The sequence below is a fragment of the Anaeromyxobacter sp. SG17 genome (assembly GCF_022690695.1).
GTDB lineage: Bacteria > Myxococcota > Myxococcia > Myxococcales > Anaeromyxobacteraceae > Anaeromyxobacter > Anaeromyxobacter soli.
Genome location: NZ_JALCYX010000008.1, coordinates 1 through 19764, shown reverse-complemented (window position 1 = coordinate 19764; position 19764 = coordinate 1). Strand labels below are relative to the sequence as shown.

The window sequence follows — 19764 nt, the reverse complement described above, 5'->3', positions numbered from 1 at the left end:
GTGACACATGGCGACAGGGCTTCTGGCGAAGAAGCTTGGGATGACGCAGATCTTCACCGCCGAGGGCGACTGCATCCCGGTGACGGTGATCGAGGCGGGTCCCTGCACGGTGGTGCGGCGCAAGACGGCCGAGAAGGACGGCTACGACGCGGTCGTGCTCGGCTGGGGCGAGGTGGACGAGAAGCACGCCCACCGCCTCACCAAGTCCGAGGTCGGCGTCTTCAAGAAGGCCGGCACGCCCATCTTCCGGCACGTGAAGGAGATCCGCGTCAAGGACGCGAAGCTCCTCGGCGAGCTCAAGGCCGGCGACGTCCTCACGGTCGACAAGGTCTTCAAGGAGAACCAGCGCATCGACGTGGCCGGCATCACGAAGGGCCGCGGGTTCACCGGCGTCATGAAGCGCTGGAACATGAAGGGCGCCGCGCGCGACTCGTCCACGGCGCACGAGCACCACCGGCACGTCGGCGCGATCGGTCAGCGCAAGACGCCGGGCAAGGTCTGGAAGGGCAAGCACCTCCCCGGCCACTACGGCGTCGACAACGTCACGGTCCAGAACCTCACGGTCATGGGCGTCGAGGCCGACAAGAACCTCCTCCTCGTGAAGGGGGCAGTGCCGGGCCACAACGACGGCCTCCTCTTCGTCAACACGGCCGTGAAGGGCCAGCCGCGCGCCAAGCAGGTGCAGGAAGTCCGCGCCCGCGCGAAGCCGAAGGTCTAGCGACCTCCGCCGCACGCCGGTCGAAGGACACGAGACGCCGCTCCGGGAGACCGGGGCGGCGTCTTCGTTCGTGGCGCTCGCTCGTGGCGCTCGCGCTCGCTGCCCGCGCAGGGGCCGGAGACGTCGACGCCGCCCGCGGGCGGGGCCCGGGGCGGCGTCGGTGACGGCTGGCTGCTCGAGGACGGCCGAGCGCCTCAGGCCTGCGCCGAGGCGGAGCCGCCCTTCTTGCGGTCGCGCTCCAGCTTGTAGCGCAGGGTCGGGTCGAGGAACTTCTTCCGGAGCCGGATCGAGAGCGGCGTCACCTCGACGAGCTCGTCCTCGGCGATCCACTCGAGCGCCCGCTCGAGGCTCATCTCGCGGGGCGGGGTGAGGAGCACGTTCTCGTCCCGGCCCGCGGCGCGGATGTTCGTGAGCTTCTTCTCCTTCGAGATGTTGAAGTCGAGGTCGTTGTCGTGGCTGTGCTCGCCGACGATCATGCCGGCGTAGACCTTGTCGCCGGGCTTCACGAACAGCGCGCCGCGCTCCTGCGCGTAGAAGCAGGCGTAGGCGACGACGTCGCCGATGCGGTCGGCCACGATGGCGCCGCTCTTCCGCTTCTCGATGCGCCCCTGCCACGGCTCGTAGCCGTCGAACTGCGAGGACATGATGCCCTCGCCGCGGGTGAGCGTGAGGAACTCGCCGCGGAAGCCGATGAGGCCGCGCGCCGGCACGCGGAACTGGAGGCGGGTGCGGCCCGAGCCGAGCGGCTGCATGTCCACCATCCGCCCCTTGCGCGACCCCATGCTCTGCGTGACGCCGCCGACGCCGTCGTCGGGCAGGTCGCAGACGAGCAGCTCCATCGGCTCGTGGACCTCTCCCTCGATGGTCTTGAGGATGGGCTCCGGGTTCGAGACGGTGAGCTCGTACCCCTCGCGGCGCATGTTCTCGACGATCACCGCGAGCTGGAGCTCGCCGCGGCCGACCACCTTGAAGGCGTCCGGCGTCTCGGTGTCCTCGACGCGGATGGAGACGTTCTTGTACGCCTCGCGGTAGAGCCGCTCGCGGATGTTGCGGCTCGTGACGTACTTGCCTTCCTTCCCGGCGAAGGGGCCCTCGTTCACCTTGAAGACCATCGACATGGTCGGCTCCTCCACGCTGATGCGGGGGAGGGCCACCGGATTCGCCGGGTCGGCGATGGTGTCGCCGATGCCGATCTCCTCGGCGCCGGCGATGCAGACGATCTCGCCCGGGCCCGCGTCCTTCACCTCGACGCGCTTCAGCCCGTCGTAGGCGTAGAGCCGGACCACCTTGGCCGGGACGATCTTGCCCTCCTCGCGCATCACCGCGATCGCGTCGCCCTCGTGCAGCACGCCCGAGGAGATGCGCCCGATGGCGAGGCGGCCCACGTAGTCGTCGTAGTCGAGGTTGTCGACCAGCATCTGGACGTGGGTCCCGTCGCCGCCCGGCGGCGGGGGGACGTGGGTGAGGATGGCGTCGAAGAGCGGCTTCAGCGACTCGGCCTCGAAGGCGCCCTGGACCGTGTGGGCCGCCTTGCCCTCGCGGGCGATGGCATAGATGACCGGGAAGTCGATCTGGTGCTCGTTCGCGCCGAGGTCGATGTAGAGCGAGTAGACGAGGTCGAGGACCTCCTTCGCCCGCGCGTCCTGGCGGTCCACCTTGTTGACGACGAGCACGGAGGGGAGCCCGAGCGCGAGCGCCTTGGAGAGGACGAAGCGCGTCTGGGGGAGGGGACCCTCGGCGGCGTCCACCAGCAGGAGCACGCCGTCCACGAGGCGGAGCGCGCGCTCCACCTCGCCGCCGAAGTCGGCGTGGCCGGGCGTGTCGACGATGTTGATCTTCACGCCCTTGTAGGTGACGGCCGTGTTCTTCGCGAGGATGGTGATGCCCTTCTCGCGCTCGAGGTCGTTCGAGTCCATCACCCGCTCGACGAGCTGCTCGTTCGCGCGGAACACGCCGGCCTGGCGCAGCATGAAGTCGACGAGGGTGGTCTTGCCGTGGTCGACGTGTGCGACGATGGCGACGTTGCGGATCTGCTCGCGGGGGGTCATGTAGGACTCTTTGCGTAAAAGGCCGGGACTTATAGTCGTTTCCAGCCGCGCAGGGCAAGCTAAACCGCGATGTCGGGCGATAGCGGGAAAATCGGCCAAGCGCCCGCCACGTGGTAGGATGGGCGCGTTCAGCAATTTTTCTCGCTCGCCGGGGGGCGCGCTTCAGGAATGCCTCACGTCATCCTCTTCGTGGACGACGAGCCGGAAGTGCTCGGCCTCTTGCGGCGCACGTTCCCGCCGCAGGATGGCTACGAGGCGCTCACGGCGGGCGGCGCCGAAGAAGCGCTGAAGATCCTCTCCGAGCGGGAGGTCGAGCTCCTCGTCACCGACCAGCGCATGCCGGGCATGAGCGGGGTCGAGCTCGTCTCCGAGGCGCGGCGAAAGCGCCCCGACCTCTGCGCCATCCTGCTCACGGCCTACACCGAGCCGCGCGAGCTCGTCGAGGCGATCAACCGTGGCGAGGTCTACCGGTACCTCGTGAAGCCGTGGGAGAGCGCGGATCTCCGCCAGACGGTGGTCCGCGCCCTCGAGCAGGTCCACCTGAAGCGGGAGCACGCGCGCCTGCTCGCCGAGGCGGAGCGCCGGCTCCAGGCCCTCCAGGTCGCCGCGGAGGTGGCCCGGGAGGCGAGCGTCGCGGAGAGCCACACGAGCCTCCTCGAGAGCGTCGTCGAGCGGCTCCCGCGCATCGTCCCGTGCGACGTCGCCGCCGCGCTCTTCGCTCCCCCCGGCAGCGCCCCCCTCCTGCTCCTCAAGCCCGTGGCGCGGCTCTCGGACTCGGCGCTCCTGCAGGTGAAGGAGGACGCGCTCGCCGCCTACGCGGAGCACTCGGGATCACGCCTCGCCGAGTCGTCGCTGCAGATCCGCGTGCTGGGCGGCGCCGGCCGGGCGAGCGCGTTCGGCTCGCGCCTCGCCGTCCCGCTCCAGGTCGACGGCGCCACGGCGGGCGTCGTCCTGCTCGAGAGCGCCGCCCCCGGCGCGTTCGGCGACGGCGACTCGCGCATCCTCGACGTCTTCGTGAACGAGCTCGGCGCGGCGCTGCGGGCCTTCGGCGCCAAGCACGCCGGCGAGCGGCAGCGGCTCGAGCGCGTGGTCGAGTGCATGGCGGACGGCCTGCTCTTCGCCGCGACCGGGTCCGACGAGGTGATCGCGAACCCCGCCGCGCGCCGCATGCTGGGGGCCGCGCTCGAGGGGCCGCTGCCGGTCAAGTGGCTCAAGGACGCGCTCGGCTTCTACCCGTTCGACCTCGTGCGCGGTCTCGAGCCCGATCCGTCGGGCCGCGCGTTCGTCCAGGAGGAGGTGCACCTCCTCGACCGGACGCTCTCGTCGATCGTCTCGCCGGTCGCCGAGCCGGACGGCCGGCTCGCCGGCGTCGCCATCGCCCTGCGCGACGTCACCGAGCAGAAGCGGCTCGAGGAGCGCAAGGAGGAGTTCGTCCAGGTCGTGAGCCACGAGCTGCGCACGCCGCTCACCTCGATCACCGGCGCGCTCGATCTGGTGCTCTCCGGTCTCGCCGGGGACCTGGAGCCGAAGCAGGGGCGCTACCTCCGCATGGCGCGGGAGTCGACCGAGAAGCTGAACGGGCTCGTCGACGACCTCCTCGACCTCGCGCGCCTCGCGAAGGGCAGGCTCGAGATGTCGCCGGAGGTCACGCGCCTCGACGAGCTCGTGCGCGCGACCGTGGAGCGGTACCAGCCAGCCGCCGCGGAGCGCGGGCAGGAGGTCGCCGTGGAGACCCCGCCCGCCCCGGTGCGGCTCCTCGCGGATCCGGGCCGCGTGGGCCAGGTGCTGTCGAACCTCCTCACGAACGCCATCAAGTTCGCGCCCGAGAACAGCGTCATCCGCGTGCGGCTCTTCCGCTCGCCGGCGCTCCCGGGGATGCTGGGGCTGTCGGTCTGGAACGCCGGCGAGGCGATCTCCGAGCCCGACCTGGAGCGGATCTTCGAAAAGTTCGAGCAGGCGCGCACCGATCGCAACCGGCGCGTGCGCGGCACGGGGCTCGGGCTCTCCATCTGCCGCGGCATCGTCGAGGCGCACGGCGGCGCGATCTGGGCGGAGAGCCCGGGCGACGGCGTGCGCTTCGTGGTCGTGCTGCCGGAGGAGCCGCCCGCGACGCCGGTCGACCGCGGGCCGATCGCGGCCGAGGCGCCGCTCGTCCTCGTGGTCGACGAGCCCGACGCGGCGACGCTCACCCGCGGCGTGCTGGAGGCGCGGGGGATGCGGTGCCACGCGACGAGCGATCCCCACGAGGCGCTCGCGGAGGCCCGCCGCCGCCGCCCGCGCCTCGTCGTGTACGACCCGCGGGTCGTCACGCTCGCGGGCGTGCCCCTCGCGGACATCCTGCGCCACGACGCGGACACGCGGCAGGCGGCCGTGCTCGCCTTCGCCGACCCGAGCCAGCGCGAGGCGGCGTTCCGGGCCGGCGCGGAGGCGTTCGTGACGAAGCCGGCCTTGCCCCCGGTGCTCGCCGCCGCCGCGGAGCCCTTGCTCCGGCGGGGGCGGCCGGCCGGCGGGCGGGTGCTCGTCGTCGACGACGACCCCGCCATCCGCGCCATCTCGGCGGAGGTGCTCGCGAGCCAGGGCTACGAGGTCCTCGAGGCGGACACCGCCGCCGAGGCCCGCCGCATCGTGCAGGAGAAGCGGCCGCAGCTCCTGCTCGTCGACGTGCAGCTGCCGGACGGGAACGCCTTCGCGCTGCTCGAGGGGCTCGCCGAGGAGCGCGCCTCCGAGCCCTTCGCGGTCGTGTTCCTCTCCGCGCGCGGCGAGACCGCCGACAAGGTGCGCGCGCTCCGGCTCGGGGCCGACGACTACCTCACGAAGCCCTTCGACGCGCAGGAGCTCGTCGCCCGGGTCGACGCCGTGCTGCGCCGGCGAGAGGCGACGCTCCACGCCTCTCCGATGACGCGGCTGCCGGGCGGACGCGCCATCGATCAGGAGGTGGAGCGGCGGCTCGGCGGGCGCGTCCCGTTCGCGCTCACCTACGTCGATCTCGACAACCTGAAGGCGTTCAACGACCACTACGGCTACGCCAAGGCCGACGGCGTCATCATCCAGACGGCGGGCATCCTCCGGCACGCGGTGACGGAGCACGGCGGCGAGGCCGCGTTCCTCGGGCACATCGGCGGGGACGACTTCGTCGTGCTCACCGCGCCCGAGCGCGCCGGGGCGGTGTGCCGGGAGATCATCTCCACCTTCGACCGCGTGATCCCGCTGTACTACGACCGCGAGGACCGCGAACGCGGCTTCATCGAGGCGGCCGATCGCTTCGGCGTCCCGCGCCAGTTCCCGATCCTGTCGCTCTCCATCGCGACCGTCGTCGCGCCGCCCGGTCGGTACGCCGCCCACGCGGACGTCGCCCGCGCCGCCTCCGAGCTGAAGGAGCGAGCGAAGCAGGTGCCCGGCAGCGTCCACCTCTGCGACGACCCGGCCGCCACGGCGGGCCCGGTCGTCGTCGCCGGGGGCGCCACGGGCGGCGGCGGGGCGGCGGCATGACGCTGCAGCGCAAGCTCGCGCTCGTCCTCCTCGCAGCCTCGCTCGCACCCGTCGTCGGAGTCGGCTTCCCGATCGCGGCGTGGGCCCAGCGCGAGCTCGTCCGCCGCACGTCCGCGGAGCACCTCGCCCGCGCTCGCTCCGGCGCGGCGAGCGTGGCCGCGGAGCTCGCCCAGATCGACGCGACCCTCGGCGCGGCGGCGGAGAGCTGGCGGCCCGACCGCCTCGACGAGGCCGAGCGGCGCTGGCTCCTCGTCGTCCTCTCGCGCCAGCTCCCGGCCGCGGAGGCGAGCGCCATCGTGGACGCGAGCGGCAGGACGCGCGCGCTGGTCACGGGGTCGGGAGCCGCCGCGGACGCGTTCCTCGCGGCGGTGCGCGCCGCCGGGGAGCGCGCGCTGCCCGGGCTCGTGCTGCTCGCGTACGACGAGCCCGGGGCCGGTGTGCACCTCGCGGCCGTCCGCGCCCTGCCCGTCCGCGAAGGGCGCACCTGGCTCGTGGGCGTGCGGCTCGGGACGGAGCTCGTGCAGCCGCGGCTCGACGCCGCGGTGCCCGAGGGCGGGGCGGTCTACCTCGTCGACGGGGCGCGAGTGGTCGTCGCGTCCGCGGGCGCGCCCCCGCTCGAGGAGGCGGCGCGCGCGGAGCTCGCGGGACGGCTCGATCCCGCGCGCGCAGGGACGCTCCAGGGCCGGAGCGCCCTCGCTGCCTGGGCGCCCCTCCGCAATTCCTCGGGGTGGAGCGTCCTCGTCGTGGTCCCCGCGAAGGTCGCCTACGGCTCGATCGTCGGCCTGCGCCACGCGGCGCTCACCGCCTGCGCGCTCGTGGCGCTGGGCGTGCTCGCGATCTCGTTCCTCGTCGTCCGGCGCACGGCGGTCGGGCTCTCGCGCATCGACGCGGCCGCCCGCGCGCTCGGCGCGGGAGAGGTGGCGGTCCGGCTCCCCGCGGACGGGCGCGACGAGGTCGCGGCGGTGTCGCGCACCTTCAACGCGATGGCGGACGAGCTCGGCACCGCCCGCCAGCGGCTCGAGCGCTGGAACGAGGATCTGCAGCGCGAGGTGGAGCTGCGCACGCGCGAGCTGCGCGAGGCCCAGGCGCAGCTCCTCGAGGCCCAGAAGCTCGCCGGGATCGGCCAGCTCGGCGCGGGCGTCGCGCACGAGATCAACAACCCGCTCACGGGGATCCTCGGGAACGCGCAGCTCCTGCTCGAGGCGATGCCCCCCGGGCACCCCGACCGCGAGTCGCTCGAGAAGATCGAGACGCTCGCCCGGCGCTGCCGCGACATCACCCAGAAGCTGCTCCGCTTCAGCCAGCAGCGCCCCGAGCCCGACTTCCGCGACCTCGACGCGAACCGGGTCGTCTCGGAGTCGCTCGCGCTCGTCGAGGGGCACCTCCGCGAGGCGGGCATCCCGATCGACGTGTCGCTCGCCTCGCCCGCGCCGCGGGTGCGAGGGGATCCCGGCCACCTCGCGCAGGTCGTGCTGAACCTGCTCTCGAACGCGCGGACCGCGTGCCTGGGGAGGCCTGGCGGCGCGATCCGGATCGCGACGCGGAGCTCCGGGGGCGAGGTCGAGATCGTGGTGCAGGACGAGGGGAAGGGGATCGCCCCGGAGCACCTGCCGCGCATCTTCGAGCCGTTCTTCACGACGAAGGATCAGTGGAGCAACGTCGGGCTGGGGCTGTCGGTCTCCTACCGGATCGTCGCGGAGCACGGCGGCCGGATCGACGTGGAGAGCCGGACGGGCGACGGGAGCACGTTCACGGTGCGGCTGCCGGCGGCAGGCTCCTCCGCGGCGACGGCGGCGTAGGGTCATGGACGACCGGCGCGAGCGCACGATCTTCTGGATCCTCGTCGCGGCCCTGCTGGCGGCCACCGGCGGCGCCTACGCGCTCATCCTCGGTCCGCCGCCGGGGGAGCGCGACCCCGTCGTCGTCCTCGCCGACGAGCCGCCTCCTCCGCGGGCAGGTCCTGAGGGTCCCGCCCAGGCTCACCCGTCGCCGGGCCGGCTTCGCCTGGCGGTCGCGGAGGTCGTCGGTGACGTCGCGCTCGTCCGCGGCGGCGTCGCGGCCCCCGCCCGGCCTGGCGACGCGCTGCAGCTGGAGGACGCGCTCGTCGCGAGCGCGGGCGCGCGCGTCAGGATCTCGGGGGGATCGTACGGGGTCGTCCTCGAGGAGGCCGGCCAGCTCGAGGTCGGGACGGCGTCGGCCGAGCTCGCGCTGCTGCGCCTGGGCGCCGGATATCTCAGCGCGACCGTCGCGGGAGGCGCGCTGGAGATCGCGGCCGCTCCGGGCGCGTCGGTGCGGAGCGAGCGCGGCACCCTCTCGGTCGCGCGGCAGGGCGGCTCCCTCGCGGTCGCCGTGCGCGAGGGCGGCGCCGTGCTCGGCGCCGCCGGCGGCGCGGTCGCGCTCACGGCGGGTCAGCAGTCGCTCGCGCTCGAGGGGCGACCGCCGCAGGCCGCGACCGCGATCGCGTCGTCGCTGCCCCTCGAGGTGAGCTGGCCCGCCCTGCGCAGGACGAACCGGGGCAGCGTGGTCGTGACCGGCCGCACGGCGCCCGGGGCGATCGTGGTGATCGGCGGCGCCTCCGTGAAGCTCGAGCCGGACGGTCGCTTCACGCACGTGATCGTGCTGCACGAGGGTGAGCAGCGCCTCGTCGCGCATGCGCGCGCGGTGGGCGGGCTGGAGGCGGCGGCGCACGGGCCGATGCTGGTGCTCGACACGCACGCGCCGGACGCCCGCTTCGACACGCAGGATCTCTGGGAAAAGCCGTAGCGCCGGCCTCGCCCCGCCGTTCGGCGGTATCTCACCTTTCCCCACGAGTCCGGCAAAACCCATCGCCCGGTCGGCGACCTGGGGTGGGTTGGGGCGGACAGGGGGTCGCGATATCCTCCGATATCCACCTCGGGGGAAGCTTGCTCACTCGCAGCCACATCGCCGGCCTCGCGCTGGCGCTCGCGGTGCCGTCCGCCGCGGTCGCGGCGCCCGGCGGAACCTTCACCTGGATCGCGACGGGCCCTGGCGATCAGCGCGACCCGGCCATCGACGGTCGGTTCGTGGTCTACACCGACGCCGGCGGTACGAGCCGCGACGTGCTCGCGTTCGACCTCCTCACCGGCACGACGCGCGCCGTCGCCGCGGGGCCGGGCGACGCGGATTCGCCGGACGTCGCCCGCTCCGTCGTCGCTTACCGCGTGCCCGCCGGCGTGTCGGTCGCGTACCTCGCCACCGGCGCCCTCCTCCGCGCCGGGTCAGAGCCGGGCGCGGCGGCGCCGTCCGTGTCCACCTCCGTGGTGGCCTGGGAGGAGGGCGCGCCGGGCGAGCGGGACATCGGCTTCTTCGCCTTCGGAGGCGGGACGGCTCGCGAAGGCACCCTCGCCGCCGCGGGAGACCAGCGCCAGCCGGCCGTGAGCGGCACCTCCGTCGCCTTCGTCGACGACGCCTCGGGCGGCGCGGTCCGGCTGGAGGACGTCGCGCGGGGCGAGTCGAGCGTCGTCTGCGAGGGGCGAGCGACGGGCGTCGCGATCGACGGCGGCCCCGGAGCGCTCCGGATCGCCGTCGCGCGGGCGACCACGGGCGTGGACGCGGACGTCGAGGTCTACGACGCGGGCGGGGCGCTGCTGGCGGCGCTGCGCCTGCCCGGCGAGCAGCGCCATCCGCGCCTGTCGGGCGACTGGGTCGCGCTCGAGGATCTCTCCACCGGACGCTCCCGGGTGCTGCTCTGGAACTTTCGCACGGCGTTCCTCGACGTGCCGCGTCCATCCACGGCGGAGCAGCTCCTGGGCGACGTCTCGGGCGACGCCGACGCGGTCCGGGTGACCTTCGCGGAGCGCAGCGCGGACGGGCTCGACGTGGGGCTCTACACGCTGCCGCTCGCGCTCGCGGGCGGCGGGGGAGCGACGATCCCGCGTGGCGCGCGCTGCGACGACCCCGCCGCGGAGGTGCTCGCGGAGCTGGCGCTGTCACGCGCCCCCGGCGCGCGCGTCGAGGGCGAGCTCGCCTTCTCGGACGCGGCCGGCGCCGATCTGCCGGTCCTCGTCTGCATCGATGCGTCGCGCATCACCGCCGCGTGGGTCGCGCTGGACGGCGATCGCCTCGCCGGGACGGCGGACCTCCTCGGCGACCGGGCGCACCTCGAGCGCAGGACCGTCGCGCGCGGGGGCGCCGGCCTGCTCTCGGGCGGCCTCTCGGGGAGCCGCGGGGCGTCGCTGCGGGTGCGGGTGCTCGCCGATCGCGCGCGCGATCCAAATGACGGCGACGCGGGCCCTCCGGAGCCGCCGCCGCCGCCGGCGCCCGCGGAGCCACCCGTCGCGGGTGAGCCTCCGCCCGACTCCGACCCCGGCCCCGGCCCGGTCGACACGGGCACCCCGGGAACGGACGGCGGCGGGGCTGGCCCGAAGGCGCCGCCTCCAGGCTCGGGTTGCGCGAGCGGGGGCGGCACCGGTGGGCTCGCGCTCGCGGGCGCCCTGGCGCTCGTGCGGCTGCGGCGCCGCGCGGCGCGAGACTGACGGGAGCCGACGTGGCTGCGCTGCTCGCGCTCGCGCTCGCTGCGGGAGGCATCCTCCTCCCGCCCTGGCCGCTCTCGCCGGACGGAGAGCTCGTGGCGGTCCAGGGCGGGGTCGAGCTCTCCGCGGAAGGCGCCGCCGTGGCGCCTGCCGGAGAGGGCCTCTGGCGCGTCACTCCGGCCGCGGACGCACGGCGCGTCGTGCTCGGGGCGGGTGGCGCACGAGCCACCGCGGAGGTGGAGCCGCCGCCCGCCGAGATCGCCATCAGCGCCGAGCCCGAGCTGCCGGTGAAGGGCAGGGACGCCACCGTCGCGATCGCGCTCGAGGTCCGCGGGCCCGACGGCGCGCCCGACGTCGAGGCGCCCGCGCCCGTGCTCGTCGCCTCGCCAGGGCACGTCTCCGCGCCGGTTCCCGCGGGGCCCGGGCGCTGGCGCGCGACCTACGAGCCGACCGCCGGCGCCGTCCCCGAGGTCGCGGCGATCCTCGCCCTCGCGCCGCGCTGCCCGCTCTGCCCGACGCCCCGGGCGATCGGCGGCGTCGCCATCCCGATCGCCGCGGCGGTGGAGCTCCCCGGGGAGGCCGAGCCGGGCACCCGGACCACGGTCGTCGTCGGCGGCCGCGCGTTCGGCCCGGCGCGGGCGGACCGTCGTGGCCGCTTCAGGATCCCGCTCGTCGTCCCCCCGGGCGTGCGGAAGGCGCGCGCGATCGCCCTCGATCCGGCGGGGAACCGCAGCCGGACGGAGCTCGACCTGCGGCTGCGCGGAGAGGCGCGGCTCGTCTGCCTCGCGTTCCCGCCCGCGCTGCCCGCCGACGGCGCGAGCGAGGCCTCCCTGCACTGTCTCGCCGCGAACCCGCGCGCCGAGCTGGACCCGGAGGCGCCCCTCGCCGCTTCAGCGCGCGCGGGCACGGTGGGTGCCGTCGTGCCATGGCGCGGGGCGCTGCAGCGCGCTCGCTACCGTGCGCCCGCGGGCGGCGCGGGGAAGGACGACGCGGTGGTGGTGCGGCTCGCGCGCGTGGCGGAGACCGCGGTCCCGGTGGCGCTCGTCGCGGGTGCGCCGGAGCGGATCGACCTCGCCCTCGCGCGAGAGCCGGTGCCACTCGGCGCCACCGTGCCCGCCCAGGCGACCGTGCGGGACGCCCGCGGCGATCTGCTGGGCCACGCCGTCGGGCCGCCCCGCGCCGAGGCCGGGCTGCTCGTGTGGGATCGCTTCGTCGCGCCGCGCGCGTCCGCGGACTGGAAGTTCCGGGCGCCGCTGCGCTTCGAGCTCCCGCCCGGACGAGAGGCCGCGACGCTCACGCTCCGGCGCGACGGGAACCGCTGGATAGCCAACGCACGGACCGTGGACGCGCGCCCCGCCGCCGGCGTCGCGCTGCGGTTCGGCTCCGGCGAGGGCGCCGTGACGGACGCGCGCGGCGAGGCCAGCGCGCGGGCGCGGGGCCCCACCGAGACCGTCACCGCGCCGGGTGGGGCGCGTGCGGCGGGCTGGGCCGGGGCCGTGCCGGTGGTCCCCGCCTTCGCCGTGGCCCGCGAGGTCGAGGTGGCGCTCCGTCCGGCCTCGCCGGTGAACGTGGTGGCGCAGCTCGAGGGACGTACCATCGCCTGGCGGATCGAGGACGCCGACGGTCGTCCGCTCCCCGGACGGCGGGTCGTGCTGCGCGCGCGCGGGGTGACCGTGGGACCGGCGGAGCCCGCGGGCGACGGCGGCCGCGCGGCCATCGCCGAGGGCTCGGGGACCGTGGCCGTCGTGGACACGGAGACCGGCGTCGCGGCCGTGCTGGAGGTCGGTCCTTGATCCGCGCGCTGCCCTGGCTCGCGGCGCTCGTGCCGGCGGTTGCCCTCGCCCAGGCGGTGAGCTTCGGCGCGGCGCGCGAGCCGGGTGGGGCGGTGCTCGGGCGCGTGTGCGTGGATCTCGATGGCGACGGCCGCTGCGGCGCGGACGAGCCCGGGGTGGCGGGCGCGCGCGTGCTCTCCGAGGACGGTGCCATCGCGATCGCCGACGGTCGCGGGGGCTATCACCTGCTGGAGGTGCCCGGCCGGATCGTGCTCCGCGACCGGACCGCGTACGGGGGGCACCTCGTGACCGCCGAGGGGCTCGGCGCGAGCCGCGCCTTCGAGCTCGGGTTCGCGGGCGCCGCCGCGGTCGATCTCGCCGTGCCCTCTCCTCGGCTCGCCGCGCCGACGCTCGAGCCCGCGCCGCCGGACGACCCGCGCGCGTCTCGCGCGCCGCCCCCGCGCCAGGACGGGCGCCTCGGGTGGACGCTCGATGGCCGCGCCGCGCCCGGCGCGACGGTGACGGTCGCGGGCGTGCGCGCCGAGGTCCAGGAGGACGGCACGTTCCACGCCGAGGTCGAGCTCGCTCCCGGCGACAACGCCTTCCCGGTCGTGGTGCGCTCGGCCGACGGCGGGCTCTCGGTGTACTCGTGGACCGTCCAGCGAGTCGCGCGGGCGCGCGGCGGGGACCTCGTCCTGCCCGTCGCGCCGGTGCGCGTGGCGGCGCTGGCGGTCGGCGCCGCCGCGGGCGGCGGCGTGCTCGTGCTCGGGTCCGTCCCGCGGGGAGCGCGGGTGGTCGTCGCGGGGATCGTGCCGGCGCCGCTCCGCTCCGGCGCGTTCGCCGCCTTCGCCCCGCCCGGCGCGGCGGACGCGACGCTCGAGCTGCGAACCGGCCATGCGCCGCCGCTCGTCGTCCCGCTGCCGCTCCCCGGCGGGAGCGGGCTCCGCGCAGGGGTGGCGCTCGCGGAGCTGGAGCTGTCGCTCGGCGGCGACGCGGGGTTCCTCGTCACGGCGCGGGGGGCCGGGACGGCGGCGGGGAGGGCCGGCCCGGTGGAGTACGCGGCGGGTCTCGACCTGGACGATCGAGAGGGATCGCTCGCGGACCTGGCGCGGCCTCGCGACGCGCTCGCGGCCGAGCACGCGCTCGATCCGGAGCGGACCTTCCTCACGGCGGGCGACGACTCCGCCGCCGACGACCGGAACCCCGGCCGCGGCCGCATCTGGGCGCGCGTGGAGGCGCCCGGCGCGAGGCTCGACCTCGGCAAGAGCCGCGCCGGGCTCACCGGCGCGGAGCTCGGGCGCTACGATCGCGCGCTCTTCGGCGCGAAGGCTCGCGGCGAGCGGGAGCTCGGGCCGCTGCGCGTCGAGGCGAGCGCCTTCGGCGCGACCCTGCGGACCGACGCCGGCGGGAACGCGCCGCCGCAGGTGGCGCACGACGTGCTCGCCGCCACCGGCGGTGCGTTCTTCTGGCTCTCCCACGGAGAGATCGTCCCGGGGAGCGAGGCCGTGCGCGTCGAGTGGCGCGATCCCCTCACCGGCCTCGCGAGCGGCGGGCGCGTGCTCGTCCGCGGCGAGGACTACGAGGTGGACTGGGCGAGCGGCAGGATCGTGCTCGCGCATCCGCTCTCGTCCGCCGCGGCGCCGCCCGTGCTCGCGACCGGGGAGCCGTTCTCGGCCCAGCGCGCGATCGTCGTCGTCGACTATCAACACGCCGCGACCGGTCCCGGCGGGGAGGACCTCGCCGGCGGCCGGGTCGGCGCGGCGGCCGGACCGCTCACGCTGGCCGTGCATGGCGCGAACGAGGAGCGCGCCGGCGGCTACCGCCTCGCCGCCGGGGCGGCGTCGCTCGACCTCGGTGCGCCGCTCCTCCTCCGCGCCGAGGCGGCCCGGAGCCGGGGCACGCCCTTCGGCGAGGCGGCGGGGAGCGCGTTCGGGAGGAGCGCGGACGGCGGGATCATCTTCGCGCCCGTGGCGGCGGGCGAAGGCGAGGCCGGCGCGGTGCACGTCGAGGCGCAGGGCGCCATCGGGCCGGGGCGGTACGCGGCGTGGTGGCGCGAGCGCGAGGCGGGCTACGTCGACTTCGAGTTCGCCGAGCCGGTCGCCGCGCGCGAGCGCGGGGTCGAGGCCGGGGGGCACGCCGGGATCTTCACCGCCACCGCCATCTACGCGGAGCGCGAGGGCGCGGGCCCGGCGGAGGAGGGCGACGCCACGCCGAACGAGGCGCGGCGGCTCGTCGGCCGCGGGACGGCGCGGGTGGGCGGCGTCGCGCTCACCGCCGAGGCGGCGCACGCGCGGCTCGTCGCGCCCGAGCCCGGCGAGGAGACGTCCGCGGGCGTTCGCGCGAGCTGGCGCGCCGCGCCGGGCCTCTCGCTCGACCTCTCCCACCACCAGGGGCTCGCGGTCTCGGGCGCCGGCCGCGATCCCACCTTCACCGCCGCGGGCGCGACGGTGCACCGGGGCGACGGGCGGCTCTCGGTGCGGGGCGGGTGGGGCCCCGAGCTCGGCCCGCGGGTGCTCGTGGGCGGAGAGCGCGGCCGCGACGGCGAGGCGGTGTACGGCACCTACACCGTGGATCCCGACGCGCCCTCGGCGTTTCGCGAGGCGGGGAGCGCCCTCGGTGCCCGCCGCCGCGCCGGCGCGACGGAGGTGTTCACGGAGGAGCAGCTCGTGCGCGACGCGCTCGGGCTCCGCGCCGCCCGCGTGGTGGGCGCGAGCGTCTCGCCGCTCCGTGGTTTCACGCTCACGGTGACCGGCGAGCGCGGGGCGCGGCTCCGACCGGACGGGAGCGACCTCGAGCGGTCGGGGGCCGGCGGCGCCGCGGCGCTCGTCCGCGGGCCGGTGCGGCTCGCGCTCCGCGGCGAGGCCCGGCGCGACGGGGGCGACGCTCGGGTGGCGACGGGTGGGGCCGCGGAGTGGAGCGCGCTCTCCCGGCTCACGCTCTCGACCCGCGCCGCCTGGGCGCACGCCGCGGGCGCGCGCGAGGCGCTCGCGTTCGAGGCCGCCGCCGGCGCGGCGCTCCGGCTCGAGCGCGCCGGGATCCTCGTCAGCCTCGCGCGGCTCGCCGATCAGCGCCCGGGCGCGATCCGGCGCGACGCGCTCGTGGGACGCCTCGCCGGGACGGCCGACGTGGCCGAGCGCCTCTCGCTCGGCGCGGGGGCGGCGATCGGGTGGCAGCGCGCGGAGGGCGTACGGGACGAGCGCGCGTCGGGGAGCGTCCGCGCGGTCGTGCGCGTCGGGGGGCCTTTGGACGTCGGCGCGGAGTACGCGCGCCGCGCCTCGCTCGAGGGCCTGCCGATCGGTGATCTCGACGCGGTCCGCGCCGAGGCCGGGGTCCGGGCCGGCCAGAGCCGCATCGCGCTCGGCTACACGTTCCTCGGCTTCTCCGGCGACGGGATCGCGCCCCGGGACGACGGCCGGATCTTCCTGCGCGCCCAGCTCGCCTACGGCCCATGACGCGCCTCCTCTGCACCGCGGTCCTCGCCGCCGTCCTCGCTCCCCCCGCGCGCGCACAGCTCCGGGCCGATCCCATGCGGATCGCCGTCCCCGACGGCCGCGCCGAGCTGGCGGTCGCCCCCATCGCGAGCGACGCGCCCGCGAACGACGTGCTCCTCCTCTCGTCCACCGGCGCCGGGGCGGAGGCGAGGCTTCATCGCCAGCTCGCCGTGGCGGCGGCGCCGGGTCGCCCCGTGGACGCGAGCGCCCGCGACGTGGCCGCCGCGTTCCTCCGCGGCCCCGCCGCTCGCGCGGATCTCGTGTTCGCGCGCGGCGACGGGGTGTCGGTGTCCTGGGGCGCGTCGGCGAGCCCGCTGTGCGTCGTCCCGGGGCTGTTCACCGGGGGCGCGCCCAGCGTGACGGCGGCGCGGCTCCGGGCCGGAGCTGACGTGGCGGTGGCGCCCGTGGGCACCGGCGGCTGGCTCCCCGGCGTGGTCCAGGCGGTGGACGTGAGCGGCTGCAGGCGCGCGGACGCGGCGGCCTGGACGATCGGGGTGGTGCTCTCGCGCGTCGGGCTCGCGGATCAGGTGTACCCGCTGCGGCTCGGGCCCACGGCCCGGGCGCTCGGGCTCGACGATCTCGCGCTGCCCGGGCTCGGAGAGGTGCAGCTCCTCGTGCACGGGCGGGCGCCCGACGCGGGCGTCGGCCTCGCGGGGGTCCACCTGACCGCCGTGAAGGTCGGCGATCACGTCCCCGAGTGGCAGGCGACGTGGCTCCCCTCCGGCGTGCGGCAGGGGGACGTCCAGGGCGTCGCGGCCGTCGACGTCGATCTCGACGGCGTGCCGGAGCTGGTGATGTCGCTCGCCGTCTGGGCGACCGCGCCGGGCGCGACCGGCGCGCTCGTCTCCGTCCGGAACCCCGGCAACCCCGCCGCCCTGGCCACGGCGCCCTGGACGAACCTGACCCGGCATCCGGAGCTGCAGCCGCTCGTCGATCCCGTCACGCTGCGCGCCGTGGCGATCGACGGCGTCGCCGGCGCGGCCGCGTGGGACCGGACCCTCGGCGAGATCGTCGTGTTCTGGCCGGAGGGCGGGCGCCTCGCGAGCTGGCGCGGCGACGCGCTCGGCCTCGCGGTGAGGGAGATCGTCGCGGCCGACGTGGTCGGCTCGGGCGCGCCCGACCTCATCGCGCTCGCCGAGGATCCGCGCACCGGCGCGGGCGCGCTCCTCGTCTACCCCGACCTCGCCGACGGCTCGCCCACCGTCGCCTGGGCAGCGGGGAGCCCGGGTGAGGCGGAGCGCGGCGTGGACCATGCGCTGGCGGTCGAGGCCCAGGATCCGGAGGGTCCCGTCTCGATCGAGTGGTTCGTCGGCGCGGGCTTGAGCCCCGCCGGTCTCGGCCCGGCGGTGACGATCCCGGGCGCGCTCCTCTGCGGTCCGGAGGGCGACGTGCCGGTGGTCGCGCGCGCGACGGACGCGGAGGGCGTCTTTCGAGAGGTGGCGGGGACGGTGAAGGTGCGGCTCGCCGCGCCGCGCCTCGCCGTGGCGGGCGGGCCGGGGCACGAGGCGATCGCGCTCGCGCCCGGCGGGGCGGGGGCGGTGCTCGAGGGCGAGGCGTGGAGCGGCTGCGGGCGTCCGGTGCGCTTCACCTGGACGACGAGCGGGTTGCCGGCGGGCGCCCTGCGAACGCTCGACGCCGGTCCGACCGAGTCCCGGCGGGCGCTGGAGCTCCCCGAGGCAAGCTACCCCTCCGTCCTCGCGGGCGCGCCTGCCGTCACGCTCGTCGCTTCCGACGACACGGGCGTCACGAGCCCGCCGGCGACGCTCCCGCTCGTCCTCGACGCGACCGGGCTCGTCGAGGTCACCCACGACGCGGACGCGGCGGCGCTCGCCCGGGGAGAGGTGGCGATCCTCCGCACGCGGCTCCGCAGCCGGATCTCCGCGGCGTTGCCGCGCGTGCGGATCGTGGACGTGCTGCGCGGGGTCGCGCCGGTCGGGGCGCCGCGCGTGAAGGGGGCCCACGCGGCGGAGGTGGCCGCCGGGGGCGCCGAGCTCGTGCTCGACGCGCTGCCCCCCGCAGGCGGAGAGGTGACCATCGAGCTGGCCGTGAGCGGCACCGGGGCTCCGGGTGGCTCGGCGGTGGAGGTCCGCTCCGAGGGCGGGCACCTCCTCGCGCCGGCCGCGGCGGCGAGCGACGGCGGCGCGCGGCTCCCGGGCCGCGGCTGCGCCTCTGGCGGTGGCGGCGGCGCCGCCTCGCTGCTCGCCGTCGCGGGGCTCGCGCTCGGGCGGGCGCGGGGCGGTCGGGACAGGCGGGCGCGCCGGTGCGTCACATGAAGCCGATGCGGCGGGTCCCTGCGAGGACGCGCGCGACCTCCTCGAGGACGCGCATCACCCGGCACGCCTGGAGGAACGCGAGCGCATCGCGCTCCGGCACCTCCGAGAGGCGGACGAGGTCCGCGACCGACTTCGTGCCGTCCGCGAGGGCGAGGAGCTTCGCCTCCTCGCGCCGGAGCTTCAGGGCGTAGAGCTCGAACGCCGGATCCGGCGACGGCGCGAGGTGGACGTGCGAGGGGAGCTCCTCTCGCAGGCGCGAGAGCGTCGCCGCGCGGCGCATGCCCTCGAGGACCAGGTCCGCCATGGGGAGCCGCAGGTCGAGCCGGTCCGGCGGGGGCCGCCCGGGCTGGAACGCGTAGCGTCCCTCGCGCCACTCGAACGTGGACCACACGATCGCGCGGACCTGCGCCTGGACGATCTCCAGGCGCCTCCCGGCGGAGACGAGGCCGCGCGAGACGAGCGCCGCGCCGAGCCGCTCCTCCGGCGCGGCGCGCGCCATCGTCTCGATCGCCTCGGCCGTGGCGTCGCCCAGCCGGACGCAGATCGCGCCGAAGCGCTCCGCCGCCACGTTGGAGGCCGCGTACACGGGCACGCCGCGCTCGACGAGAAGGAGCTTCCGCACCGGGCCGCGCTCCAGGGTGAGCGCGCCGGTGGCCTGGCCCACGTGGAGCGCGACGCACAGGCGCGGCACGCTCGCCTCGGAGAGCTCTCCGCTCGGCCGGGGCGGCGCGTCGAGCGACGGGACGCGCGCGGAGGAGCCGGCGGGGAGGGGCAGCGCGAGCCCCGCGAGCAAAGCCGGTGTCGCGCCGGCCGCGTCCTCGCCGGCGAAGGAGGCGGCGATCGCGTCGGGCACCTCGTGGCGCTCGAGCGGGCGCGCCCCGGTGACCTCGTCGGGCGCAGGGGCGTCGAGCGCCGGCGCCTCGGCGCCCACCGCCCGCGCGACCGCGGCGACGAGCGACTCCACCTCGAAGGGCTTCTCGAAGAAGTCCCGCGCGCCCAGCCGCCGGACCTCCTCGGCGGCGCGGGTGCCACGGTGCACGCCCGAGACCACGATCGCGGCGACGCCCGCGCGCGCGAGCGCGTCGATGAGCTCGTTGCCGCGGACGTCGGGGAGCGGGAGATCCAGGACGGCGGCGTCCGGGGCACGTTCGGCGACGGCGGCGAGCGCTGCCCGCCCGGACTTCACGCCCGCGACCTCGCCGCCGAGCCGCGCGGCCGCGCCGGCGACGATCGCGGCGAGCTCGCGATCCTCGGCGACGAGCAGGAGACGCTTGCCGGAGAGGGGGCCTCGCACGTTGCGCGGCAATCTATCACGCACCGGGCGTGGCGCCTCGTCCGAGGCGGCGCTAACCTCAATGCCGATCGGTTAGCGGCCAAGCGATGGGACTGAATGGGGATTTCCGGCCGGGCTTGTAGCGGCCGGCCAGGGGATCATCATGCGGGATCGCCAGGAGGCGATCCCGCGTGTCCCGACCCAAGC

General features: G+C 76.4%; 10 protein-coding genes. 8 read left to right on the top strand and 2 right to left on the bottom strand.

Translation table 11 applies throughout. The annotated features are described in order from the left end of the window. The first annotated feature begins 7 nt into the window (after positions 1-7). Positions 8-718: a 50S ribosomal protein L3 gene (gene rplC, locus MNY60_RS05565; protein WP_242335363.1), complete on the top strand. Its 711-nt coding sequence runs from the start codon at positions 8-10 to the stop codon at positions 716-718. Between the two features lie 194 nt (positions 719-912). Here the strand turns inward: rplC and typA are convergent, their stop codons facing one another. Beyond that, positions 913-2766, bottom strand: coding sequence for a translational GTPase TypA (gene typA / locus MNY60_RS05560; RefSeq protein ID WP_242360143.1), 1854 nt, complete (start codon positions 2764-2766; stop codon positions 913-915). 168 nt (positions 2767-2934) lie between these two features. Here typA and MNY60_RS05555 point away from each other — a divergent pair, with 168 nt between their 5' ends. The 7 genes from MNY60_RS05555 (at position 2935) to MNY60_RS05525 (ending at position 18284) form a co-directional block, all read left to right on the top strand. Next, positions 2935-6255: a response regulator gene (locus tag MNY60_RS05555; protein WP_242360142.1), complete on the top strand. Its 3321-nt coding sequence runs from the start codon at positions 2935-2937 to the stop codon at positions 6253-6255. Then, positions 6252-8054 carry an ATP-binding protein gene (locus MNY60_RS05550; RefSeq protein WP_242360141.1) on the top strand — a complete coding sequence of 601 codons (1803 nt, stop codon included), beginning with the start codon at positions 6252-6254 and terminating at the stop codon, positions 8052-8054. The genes MNY60_RS05555 and MNY60_RS05550 overlap by 4 nt, the downstream gene beginning before the upstream one ends. Before the next feature lie 4 nt (positions 8055-8058). After that, positions 8059-9018 (top strand): hypothetical protein, encoded by a 960-nt coding sequence (locus MNY60_RS05545; protein WP_242360140.1) that lies wholly within the window; start codon positions 8059-8061, stop codon positions 9016-9018. A gap of 140 nt (positions 9019-9158) precedes the next feature. After that, positions 9159-10751: a hypothetical protein gene (locus tag MNY60_RS05540; RefSeq protein ID WP_242360139.1), complete on the top strand. Its 1593-nt coding sequence runs from the start codon at positions 9159-9161 to the stop codon at positions 10749-10751. 11 nt (positions 10752-10762) lie between these two features. Next, positions 10763-12541, top strand: a complete 1779-nt coding sequence (locus MNY60_RS05535) for a hypothetical protein (RefSeq protein WP_242360138.1) — start codon at positions 10763-10765, stop codon at positions 12539-12541. After that, positions 12538-15972 carry a hypothetical protein gene (locus MNY60_RS05530; protein WP_242360137.1) on the top strand — a complete coding sequence of 1145 codons (3435 nt, stop codon included), beginning with the start codon at positions 12538-12540 and terminating at the stop codon, positions 15970-15972. Before MNY60_RS05535 ends, MNY60_RS05530 begins: the two co-directional genes overlap by 4 nt. Beyond that, positions 15969-18284: a hypothetical protein gene (locus tag MNY60_RS05525; RefSeq protein ID WP_242360136.1), complete on the top strand. Its 2316-nt coding sequence runs from the start codon at positions 15969-15971 to the stop codon at positions 18282-18284. Before MNY60_RS05530 ends, MNY60_RS05525 begins: the two co-directional genes overlap by 4 nt. Here MNY60_RS05525 and MNY60_RS05520 read toward each other — a convergent pair. Then, entirely contained in the window at positions 18277-19578 is a 1302-nt protein-coding gene (locus tag MNY60_RS05520; RefSeq protein ID WP_242335339.1) for a DUF4388 domain-containing protein, read from the bottom strand. The two genes, MNY60_RS05525 and MNY60_RS05520, sit on opposite strands and share 8 nt — an antisense overlap. Between the last annotated feature and the right edge of the window lie 186 nt (positions 19579-19764).